This window comes from Ochrobactrum sp. EDr1-4, from assembly GCF_049199085.1.
Lineage (GTDB): Bacteria > Pseudomonadota > Alphaproteobacteria > Rhizobiales > Rhizobiaceae > Brucella.
Window position 1 is genome coordinate 655,733 of the sequence record NZ_JBLZOF010000003.1, and the last position, 21,841, is coordinate 677,573.

A 21,841-nucleotide genomic window follows, 5' to 3' on the forward strand; every position below is an offset into this window, starting at 1 on the left:
GCTAATTATCCGCCAAACAACTCGGAGAACTGCTTCTTGTCGGCATCCGTCTGATTGAGAACCTTCTGGGTATCAATCGTCATGATGTTGATCTTGGTGCCTTCTGGCAACCATGCAGGACGGCCAACGCTTTCCTTCGCAGGCAGATAGCCCTGCTCCAATGCCAGCTTCTGGCCATCATCCGACAGGATGAAATCGACGAACTTCTTGGCACCATCGACGTTCTTGGCGGTCGCCATGATCGCAACTGGTTCGGTTACGGCAGGCACACCTTCCGACGGGAACACGAACTCAATCGGCGATCCCTTAGCCTTGGCATTGAGCGCCATGAAGTCCACAAGGATGCCATATGGCTTTTCGCCACTCGCAACCGACTTCAACACAGCGCCATTACCCTTGACGCTTGAAAGTTCGTTGGTCTTGAGGTTCTTGAAATAATCCCAACCGAGTTCCTTATCGAGCGCGAAACCGCTCAGCAGATAGGCCGCAGCACCCGAATAAAGCGGGCTTGGCATAACAACCTGGCCCTTATAATCAGCCTTGGCGAGATCAGCCCAATGTTCAGGCTTTTGCGCTGCGCCTGTATTAAAAGCGATTCCGGTGGTGATCAGCTTGGAGCCGAAATAGGTCTTGTCTGCATCGTAGCTATCCGCAGCAAAACCATCAACTTTGGCATCCGTATAAGGCAGAAGGCGCTTGTCCTTCTTGAGACCTTCCATCGTGACGGCATCGGCGATCAGCAGAACGTCAGGCTGTGGCGCGCCAGCCGAAAACTCGGCGGCGAGCTTGGTGAGGAGTTCGCTCGTTCCCGAACGGAAAATCTGCACGTCCGTATCCGGATTGGCTTTGCGGAAAGCTTCAACCGTCTTGGTCGCGTCAGCTTCAGGCTGCGACGTATAAAGTGTCAGCGTATCAGCCTGCGCAACAACGATAGACAGAGCAAGAAGAGCAGGAATTGCTGTGGCCCGCTTCAACATCTTGGTCATGGCGTTCTTTCCTCGAATTTCTATGTGGTTTTCAGCAGCATGTGCCGCTGCTCCAGCGTGATTACGCTGCATACGAGCTGAAATGGCGCAGATACTATCATATCGAGAAGCGCGATCATTCCTGTTCATGACTCACCTGTCAAACAAATCTCTAAAACATCTGCCAGAAAATCGGAACTGATTTCAGAAAGCAAAATGCCCTCCGGCAGATATACGGTCTGCGAAGGGCATGTTCAGATTGATTTGCCTTCCGCATCGCTTCCACTCTGGAAGTGATGCGGATGCCTTAAAGGGCTTAGGCTTCAAATATATGACAGCTTTAGGCTAGTTCAGATAATTATCTCTGCCGCATGTGCAACCTGTGCACCGGCTTCATAATAAGCTTCACGCAAACCACGGAAACTCTGATCTTTCGGGTCACTGACAGGCAGCGGCAGATCAACTTCGCCGATTTCTCCTGAAACCAGCTTCGCAAGATGCTTGCCGAACACTGTGCCCGGCGCGATGCCACGTCCGTTATAACCAGAGAAGCCCACAACATTGCGTGCAAGGCGATGGAACTTCGGCAGACTGTCATTGGTCATGCCAATCTTGCCATACCATTCCGACTCAAATTCCACTTCGCCAATTTGCGGGAAGAGACGCTTCAGCGATTTCTTTGCCCATGCTTTATGCACACTCGCACCCGTATTGCGCAGCGCACCGACGCTGCCAAACACAAGACGGCCCTGCTGGTCAAAACGGAACGACGACAGAACTTCCTTGGTATCCCATGCGCCCTGACGCTCAGGCAGAATGGAGCGCTTGATATTGTCCGAGAGAGGCTTGGTGGCCATGTTGAAATAGGGCAGATGCACAAGCTCGGCACGCACTTCCGGCCATGGCACATTGGTATAGGCGTTGGTTGCAACCACGACCCAGTCAGCTGTAACCGTGCCGGAAGCAGTCTTGACCACCCATTTGCCGTTTTGTTCGCTGGCACCGGTCACAGGGCTTTGCGTGAAAATTCGGGCACCAGCAGCAACGGCAGCACTGGCAAGCCCACGCACATAGGCGAGCGGCTGAATTGTGCCGGCGCGCAGATCGAGCAGCGACCCGGAATAGGCCTTGGTGCCGACCTTGGCTTCGGTTTCCTGCGCGTTGAGCAGCTTCACATTGGCACCGCGCCGCGCCCACTGCTCATAGCGAGCTTCAATATCCTTGAGGCCGTTTTTGCCTACCGCACAATGTAGCGTGCCCTGCTTTTCAACTTCACAGGCAATCTTGTGCTTCTCAATCAGTTCAAAAACCAGCTTGGGTGCATTGCCAAGTACATCGAGCAGACGGTCGCCATATTGCTGACCAAGCACGCCCGGCAGATCATCCGGCATAACCCACATGCCAGCATTGACCAGACCCACATTGCGGCCCGAACCGCCGTAGCCGATTTCAATGCCTTCCAGCACGATAGCGCTGGTACCTTTTTCAGCCAGATGCAAAGCCGTCGAAAGGCCGGTAAATCCGCCGCCCACAATCACCACATCAGCGGTGAGATCGCCTTTCAGCGCTGTGGTTTTTGGTGCAGTAGGAGCGGTCTTTTCCCAAAGACCATGCGAGCGCGGATCGTTAAGCATGGAAAGACAACCATTTCATATAATGGGAAACACGCGATGTGTCGGACTTAACTATTTCACGCACCGGAAGTCGCAAGGACAGCAATATTTCTGCAACAATTCATGCCGGTTGGGAATGACCTATACTAAAGAACGACGTTCCCCACCTGTCCTGCGATCCACTGACAGAAAACCTGCGTCAGCGGATTCTCAAGCTTACCCTCTGGAACCACCAGATAATAGTCATTCTCGGTCCGCATTGGCTGCTCGAAAAGCATGACCAATTCGCCGTTACGCAATTCCTGCTCAATCAGATAAAGCGGCAACAGCGCAAAACCAAGACCTGCGAGAGCAGCGCCGATCACCATCGAAAACTGATCAAAACGGTGGCCACGATAAGCGGACTTGCCTTCAACGCCACAGCTTTCAAACCATTGCGCCCACATTTTAGGGCGAGTTGCTAAATGCAGCAGCGGCTCGTTTTCCAGCTCTTCCGGGGTTGCGGGATGCAGCACTTTAAGAAGGCTCGGACTTGCAACAGGCACAATCACTTCTGAACACAGGAAAGTACATGTCGCATGTGCCCAGACCGGCTGGCCATAATGGATAGCCAAATCAAACGGCTGTTCTTCAAAGTCAAAAACGCCAGAACGCGAAGCAACATTGATAGCAATGCCGGGATGCTTGTCGATAAAATCCGGGATACGCGGCATCAGCCAGCGTGTACCGAATGTCGGCAGCGTTGCTACACTAAATGAAGATGTCGATTGCGCCGACGCCATGGCGCGCAGCATCGTGTCTTCCGTCTGATTGAGCAAACGCCGCACTTCTGGCAGGAATTTTCGCCCGGCATCAGACAAAAGGATGCGTTGGCGAATACGCTCAAACAGCAATACACCGAGCTGGCTTTCCAGATCCTTGATCTGACGGCTGACAGCGCTCTGCGTGAGGTTCAGTTCGTTGGCAGCTTGCGTGAAACTGCCATGCCGCGCCGCACATTCAAATGCCTGTAGCGTGGCAATATCGGGGATCAGTCTCCTGCTAAGCTTCATTCCATTCTCGCATTAACATAGTTGCGTTCGTTGCGATCATAACGGCAAATCGGCTGATATGATACATTTTCATCATAATACTGGCATGTTCCTCCTGCAAAAGACATGTCCATCCCCAAGATGACCCAAGTTCTACGGAAACCTTCGCAATGAACGAGCATAAAATCATTTCGCCAGACGCCATTCGCTCTGCTTTTTCGGCAGCCATGTCAGGCATGTACAAGGAAGAAGTGCCTGCTTATGGCACTTTGATGGAACTCGTCTCCGATGTGAACGCAAAGGTTCTCGCAGACGATGCACATCTGCATGAGCGTCTGACGGAAACCGATTCCCTTGAGCGCATTTCTGAAGAACGTCACGGTGCAATCCGCCTCGGTACTGCCGCTGAGCTGTCGATGATGCGCCGCGTTTTCTCTGTCATGGGCATGTTCCCGGTCGGCTATTACGATCTGAGTGCTGCTGGCGTCCCAGTGCATTCGACCGCCTTCCGCCCGATCGACGATGCAGCGCTTAAGCACAATCCGTTCCGTGTGTTCACCTCGTTGCTGCGCCTTGATCTGATTTCCGATGCGAAGCTGCGCGAAGAATCAGAAGAAGTGCTCGCGAAGCGCCAAATCTTCACGCCCGGCGCCATTGCGCTTGCCGAAAAGGCGGAAGCCAATGGCGGCCTTGATGAAGCCGATGCGAAAATCTTCGTTGCAGAAGTGCTTGAAACTTTCCGCTGGCACGATCATGCCAATGTCAGCGCCGAGCTTTACCATCGCCTCCACGATGCGCATCGCCTGATCGCCGACGTTGTTTCCTTCAAGGGTCCGCACATCAACCACCTGACACCACGCACGCTCGACATCGACGCCGTGCAGGTTCAGATGCCAGATCGCGGCATCAACCCCAAGGCTGTTGTCGAAGGTCCGCCAACCCGCAAATGCCCGATCCTTCTGCGCCAGACCTCGTTCAAGGCACTGGAAGAAGAAGTTTCGTTTGTCAGCGCCGACGGCACCTGGACCCCAGGCTCCCACACTGCCCGTTTCGGTGAAATCGAACAGCGTGGCGTCGCCCTCACACCAAAGGGCCGCGCGCTTTACGACAAGCTGCTCAACGACACCCGCGCAGTTGCCCGCCCTGCTCCTGATGGTTCAAACTCGGCTGAATATGTGAAAGCATTGAGCGACACCTTTGCCGCTTTCCCTGACACATGGGCAGGCGTGCGCGAAGAAGCGCTTGGCTATTTCGCCTATTCGGTTAAGGATTCCGCACGTCTTGCAGCCTTCCCGGCCAATACCGATATTGAAACTCTGATCGAAGGCGGCGCAGTCCAGTTTGACCCGATCATCTATGAAGACTTCCTGCCGGTCAGTGCCGCTGGTATCTTCCAGTCAAATCTGGGCGACGACGACGCGCAGGATTTTGTGGAAAGCCCGAACCAAAAGCGTTTCGAGGAAGATCTGGGCGCAAAGGTTCTTAATGAATTCGAGCACTATGCTCGTATCGAACGCGAATCCATCGAAGCTGTACAGGCCCGCCTGAGCGGTCTTGAAGCAGCAGAATAAAAGCATTTCCAGCAAAAGTGCGAAGCGGTTTTGCGTCGGACAATGCGTAAATATAAACAACTAGAGCAGTATCTAAGATACACAGTTTAACTTGAACTGCTCTAGTGAACCGACAGGCTAAGAGGATTAATATGAACACCGCTGTTAAAAAACTCGACGTGAAAAAAGAAGCCGCTGATCTGCTTTCAAAGCTTGGCGTTGACGCAGCCATTTACACGTCGGGCGACCTCGCTGGCTTCAGCCCGGTCTCCGGTGAACAGATCGCTTCGATCAAAACTCACAGCAAAGAAGATGCAGTCAAGATCATCGACAAGGCCGACGAAGCTTTCCGCGCATGGCGCATTGTTCCAGCTCCAAAGCGTGGCGAACTGATCCGCCTTCTGGGTGAAGAACTCCGCGCTTCCAAGGAAGATCTCGGCCGTCTCGTTTCGCTCGAAGCTGGCAAGATCCCTTCGGAAGGCCTCGGCGAAGTTCAGGAAATGATCGATATCTGCGATTTCGCAGTCGGTTTGTCGCGTCAGCTCTACGGTCTCACCATCGCAACCGAACGCGCTGGCCATCGCATGATGGAAACCTGGCATCCGCTCGGCGTTGTCGGCGTTATCTCGGCGTTCAACTTCCCTGTTGCTGTTTGGGCATGGAACTCGGCTCTCGCAATCGTTTGCGGCAACTCGGTTGTCTGGAAGCCATCAGAAAAGACCCTGCTCACCGCTATTGCATGTGACGCAATCCTGAAGCGCGCCATCAAGCGTTTTGGCGATGCTCCAGAAGGTCTGGCTGAAATCGTACTCGGCGACCGCACCGTTGGTGAAGTTCTCGTTGACAGCCCGAAGGTTCCTGTTCTTTCGGCAACCGGTTCGACCCGCATGGGCCGCGAAGTTGGTCCACGCCTTGCAAAGCGTTTTGCGCGTGCAATCCTCGAACTCGGCGGCAACAATGCCGGTATCGTTTGCCCATCGGCAGATCTCGACATGGCGCTGCGCGCAATCGCTTTCGGCGCAATGGGCACCGCTGGTCAGCGTTGCACCACGCTCCGTCGTCTGTTCGTGCATGAAAGCGTTTACGACGCGCTGGTTCCACGTCTGCAGAAGGCATATGCCAGCGTTACCGTTGGTTCGCCGCTCGAAACCACAGCTTTGGTTGGTCCATTGATCGACAAGGTTGCTTTCGACAACATGCAGAAGGCACTGAAGGAAGCAACCGCTCACGGCGGTAAGGTACAGGGCGGCGAACGCGTCGAAGCTGGCCATGAAAACGCTTACTACGTGCGTCCCGCAATCGTTGAAATGCCAAAGCAGCAGGGTCCAGTTCTCGAAGAAACCTTCGCACCGATCCTTTACGTCATGAAGTATTCCGACTTCGACGACGTGCTGGCGAGCCACAATGAAGTTGGCGCAGGCCTGTCCTCGTCGATCTTCACGCTCAACCTGCAGGAAGCAGAGCGCTTCCTTTCGGTTGAAGGTTCGGATTGCGGCATTGCAAACGTCAATATCGGTACTTCGGGTGCTGAAATCGGCGGCGCATTCGGCGGCGAAAAGGAAACTGGCGGTGGTCGTGAATCGGGCTCGGATGCGTGGAAGGGCTACATGCGCCGCGCAACCAACACCGTGAACTATTCGAAGGCTCTGCCGCTCGCACAGGGCGTTTCCTTCGACATCGACTAATCGGTCTGATTTCAGGTCAAAAGAAAACCCCGCTTTTCAGCGGGGTTTTTTTATGGCCGCAACGTATCGACCAGTTGAGATTTTTGCAATGACACGGCGAAAATGGTGAGTTCTCGAGAACCGGAGCGGAGTGTACTTTAAGGTACATGAGCACCGGAAGCGTAGAGAATCGCCATTTGCAGACCGTCAGTGCGTAAATATCGACTGGTCGATCAGCCCATGCGTTCGGAGGCGAATGACCCGGGCGAAGCCGGGAACACGACAGTACGATTGCCGTTGAGGAATGAACGGTGATGAATATGCGCATGAACTGCACGTGCCAAAACCTGCGCTTCAACATCACGGCCAATGGATACATAATCCGCAGCACTCTGCGCATGGGTCACACGCGCAACGTCCTGCTCGATAATCGGACCTTCATCAAGATCAGCGGTCACGTAATGCGCTGTCGCACCAATCAGTTTCACGCCGCGCTCATAAGCCTGCTTGTAAGGGTTTGCACCCTTAAACGACGGCAGGAAAGAGTGATGAATATTGATGATCTTGCCTGACATTTTCTTGCAAAGCGGATCAGACAGAACCTGCATATAGCGCGCGAGAACCACAAGCTCCGTGCCGGTATTTTCAACAATATCCAAAAGGCGCTGTTCAGCTTCTGGCTTGTTGGCCTTGGTCACGGCGACATGATGGAATGGAATGTCGTGATTGACGACAACCTTCTGATAATCGAAGTGGTTCGAAACAACGCCAACAATATCGATTGGCAGCGCGCCGATTTTCCAGCGATAGAGCAGATCGTTCAGGCAATGACCAAAACGCGACACCATCAGCAATGTCTTCGTGCGATGGGCATTGTCGTGGAAATCGAAATCCATCTCGAAAGGTGCAGCTATCGGCACAAAGCCATCACGCAAGACATCAAGCGCCACGCCTTCTTCGGAAATAAAGCTAACGCGCATGAAGAAGCGACCCGTGTCGAGATCGTCAAACTGGGCGCTGTCGATGATATTGCACCCCTTGCCCGAAAGATAACCCGATATGGCGGCAACAATACCGCGGGTGGACTTACAGGTGACGGTCAGGACAAAGTTATGCATAGGGGTTCCTCTATTACGCAAGCGCAACTACATCGTGATTTTTACTCTACGATGCGGTGATCGCCATGCCAGAATGCGTAATGCACTGACCGGATTGCGCTATCAAGTCGATAATGCGTGAAGAGCAAATTTGTGGGAGTATTCTCCAAAACTAAAAAGGCCCGCATAAAGCAGGCCTTCTTCATATCAATGTTGTGGCTGCGGCTCCACCGCTGTTTCATTCGCTTTTGCATCCGGCTCCTTGATGCGGAACCATGCAACATAAAGTGCAGGCAGAAACAGAAGCGTGATCGCCGTGCCAGCAATGATGCCGCCCATCATGGCGTAGGCCATCGGTCCCCAGAACACTTCACGCGCAATCGGGATCAGCGCCAGACTTGCCGCTGCAGCGGTCAGCGCTATCGGTCGCATACGATGCTGGCTTGCATCAACCACCGCATCCCATGGATGCATACCCTCCGATATGTGTTCCTCGACCTGAACGATAAGAATAACCGAATTGCGGATCAGAATACCGATCAGCGCCAGCACGCCAACGATAGCCACAAAGCCCAGCGGTTTACCGCTTGGCAACAGCGCCGCGACCACACCGATCAGTCCTAGAGGGGCAACGGCAACCACAAGGAACAGTCGCTGGAAGCTTTGCAACTGAATCATCAGAACCGTTGCCATCACGAACAGCATTAGCGGCACAACAGCTGCAATCGGCCCCTGACTCTTACCGCTTTCCTCAACCGTACCCGCCGTCACAATCGAATACCCCGCTGGCAGCTTTTCGATGAAGCTATTCACCGAAGGCTGCAACTCACTGACGATTGTATCCGGCATGGTGTTATCGTTAATGCCAGCTGCAACGGTGATGGTTGGAATACGCGAGCGACGATAAACCACTGGCTGCTCAAGCTCGTAGCGGAAATTGGCAATGGCTGCGAGCGGCACCGAACTGCCATTGCCCGTTGCGATTTGCAAGCTCTGCAATGTATCGATGGAATCGCGTTCATGCTTCTGCGCACGCACAATGACGTCAATCAGATAGATCGAATCGCGTACCTGCGTGACCGGAATACCGCCCACCACGCTATTTAAGGTCGTTGCAATATCTTTGGATGAAATGCCAAGCTTGCGCGCCTTATCCTGCATCACATCAACCCGAATAACCCGGCCCGGTTCATTCCAGTTATAGCTGACAACACCAAGGCGTTTATCGGCACTCATAACGCCCGCGAAATCCTGCGCGATGCCACGCAGCCCCTGAATATCAGGCCCAGATATGCGATACTGCACCGGGCGCCCAACCGGCGGTCCGAGTTCAAGGAATTTCACGAACGTATCTGTGCCGACATAATCCTTGCGCAGCACTTCATCAAATTTCGCCTTCAGGCGATCACGCGCTTCGACGTCTTTAGCGACAACAACCATCTGCCCGAAATAGGGATTGGCAGGTTGCACATCGAACGACAGGATGAAGCGGATTGCACTCTGCCCGACATAGGTACTCCAATGCTCAATATCAGGATTGTCCTTGAGCATTGTCTGCTCAAAGCGCTCCATCTGTGCCTTGGTGTCAGCGATTGAGCTGTTCTGCGGCAGCGTCCAGTCGATCACCAGTTCAGGGCGATCCGACTCCGGGAAGAACTGGCGTTCAATAAAGCCCATTCCGAAAACCGAGACCACAAACAAAGCGATTGTCGAAACAATGGTGATCCACTTATGGCGCATTGCCAGCAGCAGGGTTTTTGAGAAAGCTTGAAAAAACCGGCTGGGCTTATGCTCATGATGCTTCATCTTTTTCGGCAATATTGTCACGCCGAGAAGTGGCGCGAATAACACCGCCACAATCCATGAAACGATCAGCGAAACCGCAATCACCACAAACAGCGTATAAGTATATTCACCCGCCTGACTGGAATTCAGACCAATCGGAATGAAGCCCGCAATGGTGACAAGCGTTCCCGTCAGCATCGGGAATGCGGTGTGCGAATAGACGTAAGTCGCGGCTTTGTGGATAGGGTCGCCCCGCTCTAGCCGCGCCACCATCATTTCAACCGCAATCATCGCATCATCGACGAGAAGCCCGAGAGAGATGATTAGCGCACCAAGCGATACGCGTTGCAGCGAAATATCCATCAGCGACATGACCAGAAAGGTAATCGCCAGAACCAGCGGGATCGAGAGTGACACCACAAAACCGGCACGTAAACCAAGGCTTATGAAGCTCACCGCCAGAACAATCACCACTGCTTCAAACAGCGCCGTTGTAAAGCCTGAAACCGCATCCTGAACCACTTCCGGCTGATCGGCCACTTTGGAAACATTGATGCCAACCGGCAGATCGGCCTTAACCTTTTCCATCATGGCGTCGAGCTTTTCGCCAAACTCCAGCAGATTGCCGTTCGGCTTCATTCCGACCGCAATCCCGATGGCATCCTCGCCATTGACGCGGAAAATTGCTGTCGGCGGATCAACATAGCCGCGCGTGATCGTGGCAACGTCCGAGAGGCGGAAGAAGCGATCATTGACACGCAGATTGACGGCACGCAGATCATCTTCAGAGTTAAACTGACCGCTCACCCTCACGCTGATACGCTCTGGCCCGGCCTGCACCACACCCGACGGCGTAATCGCATTCTGATCCTGAAGCGCTTTCAGAATAGCCTGCTGATCGAGACCAAGGGCTGCCACCTGCCGCGTCGAGAACTCAAGATAAATCGCCTCATCCTGCGCGCCGATCAACTCAACCTTGCCAGCGCTTGGAATGGTCAAAATTTTGGTGCGCACATCTTCCGCATAATCGCGGAGCTGCCGCATCGACAATCCATCCGATGTGAAAGCATAAATATTGCCAAACACATCGCCAAACTTGTCGTTGTAATAAGGTCCATAAACGCCGTCCGGCAGGTTCGGCTTAATGTCATCCAACATATGCCGAACATCAGACCACGCCTTGGTGACTTGCTCCTTGCGCACAGTGTCTTTCAAAAACACAAACACCACCGACTTGCCGGGTGTTGTCACGCTGCGCGTATAATCAAGCGTATCAAGCTCTTCGAGCTTCTTTTCAAGCCGGTCGGTGACCTGATTCATCGTTTCATCAATGGATGCACCCGGCCAGCTTGCCTGAACAACCATTGTCTTGACGGTAAATTCCGGATCTTCTGCACGCCCCAGATCAAGGTAAGAGACAAAGCCCGCAACCAGAAACACCAGCATGAAATACCAGACCAGCGAACGATGGTTCAAAGCCCAGTCAGAAAGATTAAAACCTTTTTTCACAGGCCGCTCCCCTTCGCATCCAGTCGGACTTTTTGTCCTTCTTCAAGCTGGTTCACGCCAGCCGTTGCCACGTAGCTACCCGCTTCAACATTATTGGCCATAAAACTATCGCGCTCACGCTCTACAACCTGAATATCATGGAGGCTTACAGTCTGCGTTTTGGGATCAACGACCCAAATTGCGGTTTTACCGTCTTTTTCCACCAGTGCCTGTATCGGCAAAATCACATGATCTTTCTGCGACCGTGTGCGGCCTGCACGAATGGTTGCGCCAAGCCGGAAACCTTCCGGTGGGTTTTCCAATGCAATGCGAACGCGACGCGTGCGTGTTTGCGCATCTGCTTGCGGTGCAACTTCACGCACAGTTCCCTGTCCTGTCACGCTTCCATCAGCCTGAAGCTGAACATGAAACGGCGTTCCTGCCACAAAAAACTCAGTCATGTTGTCAGGTATATCAAGCACGGCTTCGCGAATATCCGGGCGCGCTACCGTCATCACAGCTTGCCCTGCGGCAACCACTTGTCCAACTTCCGCATTGGTGGCTGAAATAACCCCGTCAAAATCAGGGCTTAAAACGGCATAGCCACGCTGATCCTGCGCTTTTCGCAAACCGGCCTGTGCTTTTTCAAGCCCCGCCTGAGCACTGTCACGCGCCTGCTTTGCGGCATCATAATCCGCTTGAGAAATATTGCTGCCTTTGAGCAGAATATTAAGACGCCCCTCGCTCGCAGCTGCATTGGCATATTGGGCCTCAGCACTTGCTAGATCGGCCTTTGCTGACTGCACAGAAAGATCAAGTGCGGTAGGATCAAGCATGGCGACTGTTTCGCCTTTCTTGACGAGATCACCAACAATGACAGGACGCGCAATCAGTCGCCCAAGCACCCGAAAAGCGAGATCAGTCGAATAGCGCGGCTCGATTGTACCGGCAAAACTGGTTTGTATCGCAGGCTTTGGCGTAGCAATCGTGTAAAGCACGGGACGAACAGGAGCGGCTTCTGTGGACTTATCATCCTCCTTGCCACAAGCTGCCATCGCAACAAGCGTTCCCGCCAACGCAAGAGAGCCAAAGATTTTCATAGACGGCTTCATTGCGCTGCTGCCCCTTCAAGACCTTGAACAATCTCTGTCTGGGCACCCGCGCGCAACATCTGCGCACCCTTGGTCACAACGAGATCACCTTCATTCAGACCAGACGCAACGATCACCCGCTCTTTTTCAAAAGCGAGCACCTGAACCGGAACCAGCGCTGCAAGCTTCGTATCCTTAGCCACGCGCCACACAGCCGTATTTCCGGCATCCGATGTGACAGCACTCCATGGCAGAATAAACACTTCCCGCCCATCCATATGCACGGTGCCGGTCACGATTGCACCAAGCGCCATCTGCTCAGGCACTTCCGCAATACCGACCTTCACCCGCACCGTGCCGGTTTGCGCATCGACCACCGGCGAAATTTCACGAATGCTGCCTTCGGTCTTCACATCTTCATCCGAAAGCAGACCCAGCGTCACACCCATGCCAATCTTTGCATGATTGACCAGTGTTTCCTGCACGTCGAAAATCGCATCACGTGCGCCATCTTCGGCAATCGAAAAGGCGGTTTGCGCTGCCTGCACCACCTGCCCGCTCTCAACATTGCGGGCCGTTACAACACCTGAAACGGGGGCGCGCAGCTCTGTGTAAGACAGTTCGTCGCGTGCATTGCTCAACTGGCTTTCAGCGTTGGAAACTGTGCTTTGCGCGGTCCGTAAAACCTGTTGCACCTGATCAAACTGGCTGCGCGTCGTAAAGCCCTGCCCGAGCAAAGCCTGCTGGCGTTTGAAGCTTGCCTCAGCTTGCACAAGCTGCGCACGCGCTGCGTCCTGCGATGCCTGCGCAACCCGCATATTGGCTTGCTGCTCGGCATTGTCGATGCGCGCGAGAACTTCGCCCTTATCAACATGCTGACCAATTTCGACAAGGCGTTCGACCACTTGTCCATTGACGCGGAAAGAAACATTGACCAGCGAGCGGGCAGCAATCGCACCCGATAAAGTCAATTGCGGCTGATAATCAACAAGCTTACTTTCAACCACCGCAACAGGGATTGTCCCGCTCATTTCTGCATGTGCGGCATATCCAGAACCGCCGACAATGCTACTTGTCAAAAGAACCAAAGCAATAGCTCTAAAACGAACCTGTCTTATCTGCATAAGCGGAGGGGTTTTTATAGCCATTTGCACGGTTCTCGCCTGTTTCTACGGCGCGCACAATGCTATTAAATGAGTGCTAAGGAAAGCACGCCTTCTAAACATCATTAACTGCCAATTATGAATTCTCCGGAATATCGTCACCGTCTCCGGACAAAACAAGAAGCAGAATAAATTATCTGCGTGTATCCTCAATAAGTCGAACACCAGCAGCATTTAGCTCGTATTTTGTGCGCTGCGTTCGCTCATCGCGTTGACGAATGGAAATATAACCACCCTCTGCGCTCAAGTCTGCAATTTCGCGCAACACCAGTGCATGCGCCACACCCAATATTCGCGCAAAACTGCGGCTATCCGATGCAATCTCAAGTGCAGCTGCCGCAAGAATACCAGCACCCAGCCGCGAGATTCTGCCGGATTGCGCTTCGAGTGCATCGACCAGCGCCATGTAGTCAGTGGCGTCGGTCACGCATTCACAGCCTGCACTGGCCGAAATGACACGATAATCGACTTTGATGTCGGCGTATCGCTACCCTCACCGGCACTGCCGAGCGGCACTAGCACGTTCATTTCAGGGTAGTAACCAGCAATACATCCGCGCGGAATGTCATAAGGCACAAAGCGGAAATCATGCGCAACGCGTTCAACACCGTCATTGAAATCGCCGACCACATCGGCGCGATCACCCGCTTCGACACCAATATCCGACATATCGGCAGGGTTCATGAAAACCACCTGACGCTCGCCATAAACACCGCGATAGCGGTCATCCATGCCGTAAATTGTCGTGTTGTATTGATCATGGCTTCGGAAGGTTTGCAGAACATAGCGTCCCGGCTTGCCACGCGCCTGCTGATGCTCAACCGCTTCCGGCAATGTTCCGCTCCAGAATGTCGCTTTGCCTTTTGGCGTGCGCCATTCCAGTTCGCGTGCCGAATTGCGCAAATGGAAGCCGCGCGGCACCCGGACTCGCACATTAAAATCGTAGAAATCAGGCAGCACCTTCGCAATATGATTGCGGATCAGATCATAGTCATCAGCCAGAGCCAGCCAGTTAACCGTCTTTGCTCCAAGCGTCGCATTGGCCATTCCAGCGATAATACCGATTTCCGAACGCAACAATGGCGATGCTGGTTTGTTGATGCCACCAGACCCATGCACCATGCTCATGGAATCCTCGACCGTTACAATCTGCGCAACACCTTTGGAATTCAGATCAATCTCCGTGCGCCCAAGACATGGGAGGATGAACGAATCCTGTCCCGGCACCAGATGCGAATGGTTGAGCTTGGTTGCGATATGCACTGTCAGTCGTTGCGAAGACAGCGCCTTGGCAATCATCGGGCTATCCGGCGTGGCACGGGCAAAATTACCGCCAAGCCCAATAAACGCCTTTGCTGAACCGTCCAGCATGGCACCGATTGCACCAAGCACATTATGCCCGGGCGCTCGTGGTACGTTGAAACCAAACTCTTTTTCCAATGCATCCAAAAACGCGGCGGAGGGTTTTTCATTGATACCAACGGTGCGATCGCCCTGCACATTGGAATGGCCACGCACCGGACAAAGGCCCGCACCGGGTTTTCCGATATTGCCGCGAAGCAACATGAAATTGGTAATCTCGCGAATGGTGATGACGGAATGTCGATGCTGCGTAATGCCCATCGCCCATGTGCAGATAACCTTGCCAGCCTGCATATAAATGCGTGCCGCATGTTCGAGTGACTGTCGCAACAAACCCGACTGGTCTTCGATTTCTTCCCACGTCGTCGCATCGACTGCTTTGCGATAGGCTTCAAACTCGGCCGTATGCTGCGCCAAAAACTCCCGATCAAGAACCGACGCTTCACCCTTAGCGAGAGCCTCATCATCAGCCGCAAACACAGCCTTAGCCATGCCGCGAAAAGCAGCCATATCACCGCCGAGACGCGGCTGATAATAATCGCTGGCGATTGCTTCGCTACCGCCGCGCATCATTTCGAGCTTATCTTGCGGGTCGGAAAACCGTTCCAGTCCGCGCTCGCGCACAGGATTGAAAACCACAATCTTCGCACCGCGTTCGGCTGCGCGCCGCAAATCGCCCAACATGCGCGGATGATTGGTGCCGGGATTCTGGCCAACAACAAAAATCGCATCGGCCTGCTCGAAGTCCTCAAGCAGAACAGTGCCTTTGCCAACGCCAACCGCCTGTGTCAGCGCGACACCGCTCGCTTCATGACACATGTTCGAGCAGTCAGGAAAATTATTGGTCCCATAAGAACGCACAAAAAGCTGATAGAGAAATGCAGCCTCATTAGAGGCACGGCCCGATGTGTAAAACTCAACGCGATCCGGCGTATCAAAGCTCTTTAAAATGCTGCCAATAGTCGCAAAAGCCTCATCCCACTCGACCGCTTCATATTTATCGCTCGCCGCATTATAGCGCATCGGATGTGTCAAACGCCCAGTGTTTTCCAGCGCATAATCCGTCCACGAGCGCAATTCGGACACCGTATGTTCGGTGAAAAATTTAGGCGTGGTGCGTCGCTCGGTGGCTTCCCACGCGACAGCCTTCACACCATTTTCGCAAAATTCAAACGACGAGCCATGTTCCGAGTCGCCCCATGCACAGCCGGGGCAATCGAAACCGTCGGGCTGATTGGCTTTGAGCAGTGCCCGCGCACCCGTTAAAGGCGCACCGCTGGCCAGCAATTGCTTGCCGCAGCTTTTTAACGCACCCCACCCACCAGCAGCACTCGACTTTTTGCCGATAAATCCAGTGTCGTGAGTTTTGCTCATTTTGCTATCCTCGACTGCACAGCGCGTCTTGCCCGATTATCTATGTTTTTACGCCTCTTGACCTTCAATATGCGTCAAAAGTGGCCGCTAACTGTCTCAAAATTATCTTTGCTTTATACCATATGGCATCAACATCTCAGCCAAAAAAGCCACCAGATAGTATAGTCCGAAGAGTTGTGGCATCAAATAACCGAGAGCAATCGAAACTATGATGATTGTTTTCCTTGATTTCAGCAACGCAATCGGTCATTCGACTGGTAAACAAAACTGACCACAAGGGGTGGAGAATGCCCAAAATCGTCGAAATCGCTGATCTCAAGCGATTGGCAAAGCGCCGTGTCCCGAAGATGTTCTTCGATTATGCGGACTCTGGCGCATGGACGGAATCGACCTATCGCGCCAATGAAAGCGATTTTTCGAAGATCAAGCTTCGCCAGCGCGTACTGGTCGACATGACCGATCGCTCGCTTGAAACGACGATGATCGGCGAAAAAGTTTCGATGCCTGTCGCTCTCGCCCCAACAGGTTTGACCGGCATGCAACATGCGGATGGCGAAATGCTGGCTGCACAGGCTGCCGAAGCCGCTGGCGTTCCTTTCACCCTGTCTACCATGAGCATTTGCTCCATCGAAGACGTGGCATCGGTTACGAAGAAACCATTCTGGTTTCAGCTTTATGTCATGAAAGATCGCGAGTTCGTAAAGAACCTTATCAGCCGTGCCAAAGCAGCAGGCTGTTCGGCTCTGGTGCTGACGCTTGATCTGCAAATCCTCGGCCAGCGCCATAAAGATCTGCGCAATGGCCTGTCTGCCCCGCCAAAATTCACACCAAAGCATATCTGGCAGATGGCCACCCGCCCCGGCTGGTGTCTGGGCATGATGGGTACGCAGCGCCGCACTTTCCGCAACATTGCTGGTCACGCCCAAAACGTGACTGATCTATCCTCCCTTTCATCCTGGACAGCCGAACAGTTCGACCCACAGTTGAGCTGGAACGACGTTGCCTGGATCAAGGAGCAATGGGGTGGCAAACTGATTCTCAAGGGCATCCTTGACGAAGAAGATGCATTGATGGCGGCCAAGACCGGTGCAGATGCAATCATCGTTTCCAATCACGGTGGCCGCCAGCTTGATGGTGCCGTTTCCTCCATCTCGATGCTCAGGCCAATCGTCGACGCCGTTGGCGACAAGATCGAAGTGCATATGGACGGTGGTGTGCGTTCTGGTCAGGATGTATTGAAAGCACGCGCACTCGGCGCGCAAGGCGTCTTCATTGGCCGCCCATTCCTTTACGGTCTTGGCGCAATGGGCAAAGAAGGCGTGACGCTGGCTCTCGACATCATCCGCAAAGAACTCGACGTGACCATGGCGCTTTGCGGTAAGCGAAATATTAACGACATCGATCAATCTATAATAAAGTCCGTTGATTTCAAATGAACCCAAAAAACCCGGCTCAGGCCGGGATTTTCATATACAACGATTAAGTAGCGGCTTCATTAAATGCACCATTAAGTTTAGTGCCCGCTAATAAGAAGTAACGATCGCTTAAGCATATTCATTTACCATGTTCAGCTAACGGTGCGGGAACCGTACTTTTTTCGGTTGGAGTTGGATTGATGAGATATGTTTCTGCAATAGCGCTCATATCATTTGGTGTGCTGACAGCTACAAACGGCGCGAAAGCCGCTGACATTGTTTTTGAAGAGCCACCAGTAGTAGTAGCGCCACCAGCAGCCTCTAACTGGTATATTCGCGGCGACATTGGCTATAATTTCAAGAACAAGACAGATGGCAACTGGGCTTTTTGGAATCAGGACAATCCACCTTACCGCGGCATTGACGACACGTTCAAATATGACGAGTTTAAGCTTAAAGGCGGTGCCTCGTACGGTGTGGGTGTTGGCTATCGTTTCAATGAAATGTTCCGTACTGATGCCACACTAGATTACTTCCGTGCTGGCATAAATGGTACGACGGACTGTCCTAGCTACATTAAGACTGATCCCGCACATCGACTAAACATTGTGCAAGACAACTGCCATTACAAAGATAATTCGACGGCCAATGTGTGGACAGCAATGGCTAACGCCTATGTCGACCTTCCCAAAATCGGGAATGCTTTAACGCCTTACTTTGGTGCAGGTTTGGGTGCTGCCTATGTTAAATATGACAATTGGAGCACTCGTGAGGTGTGCACCGAACCAACACCCGGTGGCTGTAACTATACCAGTGACAAAGGGGGCCTCGACAGCTGGCGCTTCGCAATGGGTCTCATGGCTGGTGTGAGCTATGATATTACTCAGCAACTCAAGCTCGATCTCGGCTATCGCTATCTGCGTATCAACGGCGGCAAAGCTTACGGTTACGACAAGGAAGACAGCAGCAGGCAACCTTATCCAAATAGTATAGATGGCCCGGGAGCAACCGGAACCCAAGCCCACGACAACGGCTTCAATATCCACACGGTTCGCGCGGGTCTTCGCTACGAATTCAACTAAGATTTGAAAAATAATTAGAAAAAACCCGGCTTATGCCGGGTTTTTTTATGCCCTCGTGACAGGCGCCTTTGATAAAAGCACTGTGCGGATTGCAAAGCTGGAATGAATACGAGCAACGCCCGGCAATCGCGACAGAATTTCCTTGTGAATGATTTCATAAGCCGCAGCATTATCGGCTTCAACGCGTAAAATATAATCAGCATCCCCGGTCATCAAATAGCATTCCTGCACTTCCGGATGCCGACGCACGGCTTCTTCAAAACGGTTGAGATATTCCTCTGTCTGGCGGTCAAGCGTAATACGTACAATCGCCACCAGCCGCTCGTCTCCGCCCGATGAACCTACAATTGCGGTATATCCGCGGATAACACCACTTTCTTCGAGAATCTGCACACGTCGCAGACAGGCTGACTGCGAAAGTCCGACTTCGGCTGCAAGCTGGCTATTGGTCATACGTCCCTCGCGGCGAAGGCAGCGGATAATATTACGGTCGATGCTATCGAGTGTCGCCATGCAGAATCTTCGATCTAAAAGCTAATAAGTGCGTAAATCATGCTAAAATTCGCACAATATGCGACAAATAGCAAAAACATTCGAATAGTCTTCGATTATCATTAAATCTATCGCTTTGGGGGCAAGGAATTGTGATCCGTACCACCAAGGCGATGTGCTTTTGGGAGGAAGCGGATTAAATTCCAGTCATCCCACTAACAAATTGAGTGCACTGGAAATGAGCCCTATGTCGATGCATTTTTCTCAAACGGAACGAGACCTCGCCGCTGGTGGCGTGCTCACTATCGACCTGGCTGCTCTCCGCCACAATTATTCGACGATTGCAAAACGCATTGCGCCAACCCGTGCGGCGGCAGTGGTTAAAGCTGATTCCTATGGCTTGGGCGCGGATCGCGTCGCGCCAGCTTTTTATGAAGCAGGTTGCCGCGATTTCTTCGTTGCCCATCTTGGCGAAGCAATTTCGCTCTGCCCTTTTCTCAATCCTGATGCGACGCTTTACGTGCTGAACGGCCTCCAGCCCGGCACGGAAGCTGCCTGCGCACGCGAGAAAATCCTGCCTGTTCTCAACTCGCTGGAGCAGATTGCAAACTGGTCAGCACTTGCGGCAAGCCTCAATGAAAAACTGCCCGCGCTTTTGCAAATTGACACAGGCATGTCGCGTCTTGGCCTATCGGCCAAAGAACTCGATCAGCTTGTCGATGACCAGCATCTTCTGGACCATATCGACGTCAAGTTTGTCATCAGCCATTTGGCGAGCGGTGATGAACCGGAAAACCCAGCCAATGCGCGCCAGCTGGCAGCCATGTCAGCAGCGCTTTCCCGTTTGCCAAAAATGCCCGTGGCATTTTCAAATTCCGGCGGCTGCTTCCTCGAAAACACCTATCACTTCAATCTCGCGCGCCCGGGCGTAGCGCTTTATGGCGTTGGACCTGCAGCTGGCGAAAATCCTATTAAGCCGGTTCTCGAATTGTCCGCACGCGTCATTCAGGTGCGCGATATCGATAAGGGTGCTGCAGTTGGTTATGGCGGCACATTTATTGCCGACAAGCCTATGCGCATTGCGACCATCGCAGTCGGCTATGCCGATGGCTGGTTCCGCGCTTTGAGCAACAAAGGCTCGGCGTTTCACGGCGATACACGTCTGCCGATTGTCGGTCGCGTTTCGATGGATTCCATCACACTTGATGTAACTGCGCTTCCCGAAGGCACACTCACACTCGGCAGCATGGTCGAACTCGTCGGCCCGCATCAGCGGCTCGAAGATGTGGCGCGGGATTGCGACACCATTCCCTATGAAATCCTGACTTCTTTAGGCCACCGCTATGCCCGCGTTTACGTGGATAGCGACGCGGCAAACACAAAAGCATAAGTATAAGAGGCGAACATGCAGATCATCATTCTCGGCAGCGGCGTTATCGGCGTCACCACGGCATATTATCTGGCCAAACAGGGCCACGAAGTGACTGTCGTTGATCGCGAAGAGGGGCCTGCGCTGGAAACCAGCTTCGCCAATGCCGGACAGGTTTCGCCGGGCTATGCATCGCCATGGGCTGCTCCCGGCATTCCATTGAAAGCTGCAAAATGGCTTTTTCAGAAACACGCTCCGCTGGTTCTGCGCCTGACATCTGATCCTAAGCAATATAGCTGGCTGTTGCAGATGCTCGCCAACTGCACCGAGAGCCGTTACAAGGTCAACAAAAGCCGCATGGTTCGTGTTGCCGAATATAGCCGCGATTGCCTTATGGCACTGCGCGATGAAACCGGCATTCAGTATGACCAGCGCACGCAGGGCACTTTGCAGCTGTTCCGCGAGCAATATCAGCTCGACGGCATTGGCAAGGATATTGAAGTTCTGCGTCAAGACGGCGTGCCGTTTGAAGTTCTCGACCGCGAAGATTGCGTGCGTGTTGAACCAGCTCTGGCCCGCGCCCGCGACAAGTTCGTCGGAGGTCTGCGCCTGCCAAACGATGAAACCGGAGATTGCTTCAAGTTCACCAACGAATTGGCCAAAATCGCTGAAGGTCTTGGCGTCAAGTTCCGCTTTGGCGTCGATATTAAATCGCTGCTGATGTCTGGCGGCAAGGTTTCCGGTGTAGAAACCTCGGAAGGCATTCTGACGGCTGATCGCTATGTTGTGGCACTCGGCAGCTACACACCTGCTCTGGTTAAATCGCTCGGCCTCAATGCGCCGATCTATCCGGTAAAAGGCTATTCGATCACCGCACCGATCATCAACGAAGAGCTGGCCCCTGTCTCGACCGTGCTGGATGAAAGCTTCAAGATCGCCATCACCCGCCTTGGTGACCGCATCCGTGTCGGCGGCATGGCGGAAGTCTCCGGCTTCACCAAAGACCTGCCCGCCGCGCGTCGCGCAACGCTTGATCTGTCGGTGAGCGATCTGTTCCCCGGTGGTGATCTCAAGGCTGCAACCTTCTGGTCGGGCCTACGTCCAATGACACCGGATTCCACGCCGATCATTGGCGCCACCCGCTATGAGAATGTGTTTATCAATGCGGGCCATGGCACGCTCGGCTGGACCATGGGTCCGGGTTCCGGCAAGCTGCTCGCCGATCTTATTTCGGGCAACAAGCCAGATATTCAGGCCGACGATCTTGGTATCGCGCGCTACGCATAATGCTTCCTGAATC

General features: G+C 53.2%; 16 protein-coding genes. 6 read left to right on the forward strand and 10 right to left on the reverse strand.

Annotation, left to right across the window (positions count from 1 at the left end; translation table 11 throughout):
- Positions 1 to 5: 5 nt before the first annotated feature.
- The 3 genes from ACOZHT_RS14235 to ACOZHT_RS14245 all read right to left on the reverse strand — a co-directional run bounded on the left by ACOZHT_RS14235 (position 6) and on the right by ACOZHT_RS14245 (position 3,630).
- Positions 6 to 986: an ABC transporter substrate-binding protein gene (locus ACOZHT_RS14235; protein WP_339511396.1), complete on the reverse strand. Its 981-nt coding sequence runs from the start codon at positions 984 to 986 to the stop codon at positions 6 to 8.
- A gap of 329 nt (positions 987 to 1,315) precedes the next feature.
- Entirely contained in the window at positions 1,316 to 2,599 is a 1,284-nt protein-coding gene (locus tag ACOZHT_RS14240) for an FAD-binding oxidoreductase (protein WP_339511394.1), read from the reverse strand.
- Positions 2,600 to 2,724: 125 nt separating this feature from the next.
- Complete coding sequence (locus ACOZHT_RS14245) at positions 2,725 to 3,630, reverse strand: LysR family transcriptional regulator (RefSeq protein ID WP_339511392.1); 906 nt, start codon at positions 3,628 to 3,630, stop codon at positions 2,725 to 2,727.
- A 149-nt stretch (positions 3,631 to 3,779) separates the two neighbouring features.
- Between ACOZHT_RS14245 and ACOZHT_RS14250 the strand changes: the two genes are divergently transcribed.
- Both ACOZHT_RS14250 and ACOZHT_RS14255 read left to right on the forward strand, forming a co-directional pair.
- On the forward strand, positions 3,780 to 5,180 hold the full coding sequence (locus tag ACOZHT_RS14250; protein ID WP_339511390.1) for a 2-oxoadipate dioxygenase/decarboxylase HglS: 1,401 nt from the start codon (positions 3,780 to 3,782) through the stop codon (positions 5,178 to 5,180).
- Positions 5,181 to 5,311: 131 nt separating this feature from the next.
- A complete protein-coding gene (locus tag ACOZHT_RS14255; RefSeq protein ID WP_339511388.1) occupies positions 5,312 to 6,844 on the forward strand; it encodes an aldehyde dehydrogenase family protein in 1,533 nt (510 codons plus the stop codon).
- 212 nt (positions 6,845 to 7,056) lie between these two features.
- Here ACOZHT_RS14255 and purU read toward each other — a convergent pair whose 3' ends face one another.
- The 6 genes from purU to ACOZHT_RS14285 form a co-directional block, all read right to left on the reverse strand.
- Positions 7,057 to 7,941: a formyltetrahydrofolate deformylase gene (purU, locus tag ACOZHT_RS14260; protein ID WP_339511386.1), complete on the reverse strand. Its 885-nt coding sequence runs from the start codon at positions 7,939 to 7,941 to the stop codon at positions 7,057 to 7,059.
- 186 nt (positions 7,942 to 8,127) lie between these two features.
- Complete coding sequence (locus ACOZHT_RS14265) at positions 8,128 to 11,214, reverse strand: efflux RND transporter permease subunit (RefSeq protein WP_421565846.1); 3,087 nt, start codon at positions 11,212 to 11,214, stop codon at positions 8,128 to 8,130.
- Entirely contained in the window at positions 11,211 to 12,293 is a 1,083-nt protein-coding gene (locus ACOZHT_RS14270) for an efflux RND transporter periplasmic adaptor subunit (protein ID WP_421565847.1), read from the reverse strand. Before ACOZHT_RS14270 ends, ACOZHT_RS14265 begins: the two co-directional genes overlap by 4 nt.
- Before the next feature lie 8 nt (positions 12,294 to 12,301).
- Complete coding sequence (locus tag ACOZHT_RS14275; RefSeq protein ID WP_339511380.1) at positions 12,302 to 13,432, reverse strand: efflux RND transporter periplasmic adaptor subunit; 1,131 nt, start codon at positions 13,430 to 13,432, stop codon at positions 12,302 to 12,304.
- Between the two features lie 148 nt (positions 13,433 to 13,580).
- Positions 13,581 to 13,853, reverse strand: coding sequence for a hypothetical protein (locus ACOZHT_RS14280; RefSeq protein ID WP_339511762.1), 273 nt, complete (start codon positions 13,851 to 13,853; stop codon positions 13,581 to 13,583).
- Between the two features lie 17 nt (positions 13,854 to 13,870).
- The gene (locus ACOZHT_RS14285) at positions 13,871 to 16,183 is read right to left on the reverse strand and encodes an FdhF/YdeP family oxidoreductase (RefSeq protein ID WP_421565848.1); all 2,313 of its coding nucleotides are present in this window, start codon (positions 16,181 to 16,183) and stop codon (positions 13,871 to 13,873) included.
- Between the two features lie 287 nt (positions 16,184 to 16,470).
- On the opposite strand from ACOZHT_RS14285, the gene ACOZHT_RS14290 reads away from it, so the two are divergent.
- Together ACOZHT_RS14290 and ACOZHT_RS14295 are read left to right on the forward strand one after the other, a co-directional pair.
- Positions 16,471 to 17,619, forward strand: coding sequence for an alpha-hydroxy acid oxidase (locus tag ACOZHT_RS14290; RefSeq protein ID WP_339511375.1), 1,149 nt, complete (start codon positions 16,471 to 16,473; stop codon positions 17,617 to 17,619).
- Between the two features lie 179 nt (positions 17,620 to 17,798).
- Positions 17,799 to 18,680 carry an outer membrane protein gene (locus tag ACOZHT_RS14295; RefSeq protein ID WP_339511373.1) on the forward strand — a complete coding sequence of 294 codons (882 nt, stop codon included), beginning with the start codon at positions 17,799 to 17,801 and terminating at the stop codon, positions 18,678 to 18,680.
- 45 nt (positions 18,681 to 18,725) lie between these two features.
- Here ACOZHT_RS14295 and ACOZHT_RS14300 read toward each other — a convergent pair whose 3' ends face one another.
- Positions 18,726 to 19,193 (reverse strand): Lrp/AsnC family transcriptional regulator, encoded by a 468-nt coding sequence (locus tag ACOZHT_RS14300; protein WP_310009665.1) that lies wholly within the window; start codon positions 19,191 to 19,193, stop codon positions 18,726 to 18,728.
- Between the two features lie 217 nt (positions 19,194 to 19,410).
- Between ACOZHT_RS14300 and alr the strand changes: the two genes are divergently transcribed.
- Together alr and ACOZHT_RS14310 are read left to right on the forward strand one after the other, a co-directional pair.
- Complete coding sequence (gene alr, locus ACOZHT_RS14305) at positions 19,411 to 20,562, forward strand: alanine racemase (RefSeq protein ID WP_339511370.1); 1,152 nt, start codon at positions 19,411 to 19,413, stop codon at positions 20,560 to 20,562.
- A gap of 15 nt (positions 20,563 to 20,577) precedes the next feature.
- Positions 20,578 to 21,828: a D-amino acid dehydrogenase gene (locus ACOZHT_RS14310; RefSeq protein WP_339511368.1), complete on the forward strand. Its 1,251-nt coding sequence runs from the start codon at positions 20,578 to 20,580 to the stop codon at positions 21,826 to 21,828.
- Positions 21,829 to 21,841 lie beyond the last annotated feature (13 nt).

Coding starts and splice junctions, on each gene's coding strand:
- ACOZHT_RS14235 (WP_339511396.1), bottom strand. CDS start 986: ATGACCAAGATGTTGAAGCGGGCCACAGCAATTCCTGCTCTTCTTGCT.
- ACOZHT_RS14240 (WP_339511394.1), bottom strand. CDS start 2,599: ATGCTTAACGATCCGCGCTCGCATGGTCTTTGGGAAAAGACCGCTCCT.
- ACOZHT_RS14245 (WP_339511392.1), bottom strand. CDS start 3,630: ATGAAGCTTAGCAGGAGACTGATCCCCGATATTGCCACGCTACAGGCA.
- ACOZHT_RS14250 (WP_339511390.1), top strand. CDS start 3,780: ATGAACGAGCATAAAATCATTTCGCCAGACGCCATTCGCTCTGCTTTT.
- ACOZHT_RS14255 (WP_339511388.1), top strand. CDS start 5,312: ATGAACACCGCTGTTAAAAAACTCGACGTGAAAAAAGAAGCCGCTGAT.
- purU (WP_339511386.1), bottom strand. CDS start 7,941: ATGCATAACTTTGTCCTGACCGTCACCTGTAAGTCCACCCGCGGTATT.
- ACOZHT_RS14270 (WP_421565847.1), bottom strand. CDS start 12,293: ATGAAAATCTTTGGCTCTCTTGCGTTGGCGGGAACGCTTGTTGCGATG.
- ACOZHT_RS14275 (WP_339511380.1), bottom strand. CDS start 13,432: ATGGCTATAAAAACCCCTCCGCTTATGCAGATAAGACAGGTTCGTTTT.
- ACOZHT_RS14280 (WP_339511762.1), bottom strand. CDS start 13,853: ATGGCGCTGGTCGATGCACTCGAAGCGCAATCCGGCAGAATCTCGCGG.
- ACOZHT_RS14285 (WP_421565848.1), bottom strand. CDS start 16,183: ATGAGCAAAACTCACGACACTGGATTTATCGGCAAAAAGTCGAGTGCT.
- ACOZHT_RS14290 (WP_339511375.1), top strand. CDS start 16,471: ATGCCCAAAATCGTCGAAATCGCTGATCTCAAGCGATTGGCAAAGCGC.
- ACOZHT_RS14295 (WP_339511373.1), top strand. CDS start 17,799: ATGAGATATGTTTCTGCAATAGCGCTCATATCATTTGGTGTGCTGACA.
- ACOZHT_RS14300 (WP_310009665.1), bottom strand. CDS start 19,193: ATGGCGACACTCGATAGCATCGACCGTAATATTATCCGCTGCCTTCGC.
- alr (WP_339511370.1), top strand. CDS start 19,411: ATGAGCCCTATGTCGATGCATTTTTCTCAAACGGAACGAGACCTCGCC.
- ACOZHT_RS14310 (WP_339511368.1), top strand. CDS start 20,578: ATGCAGATCATCATTCTCGGCAGCGGCGTTATCGGCGTCACCACGGCA.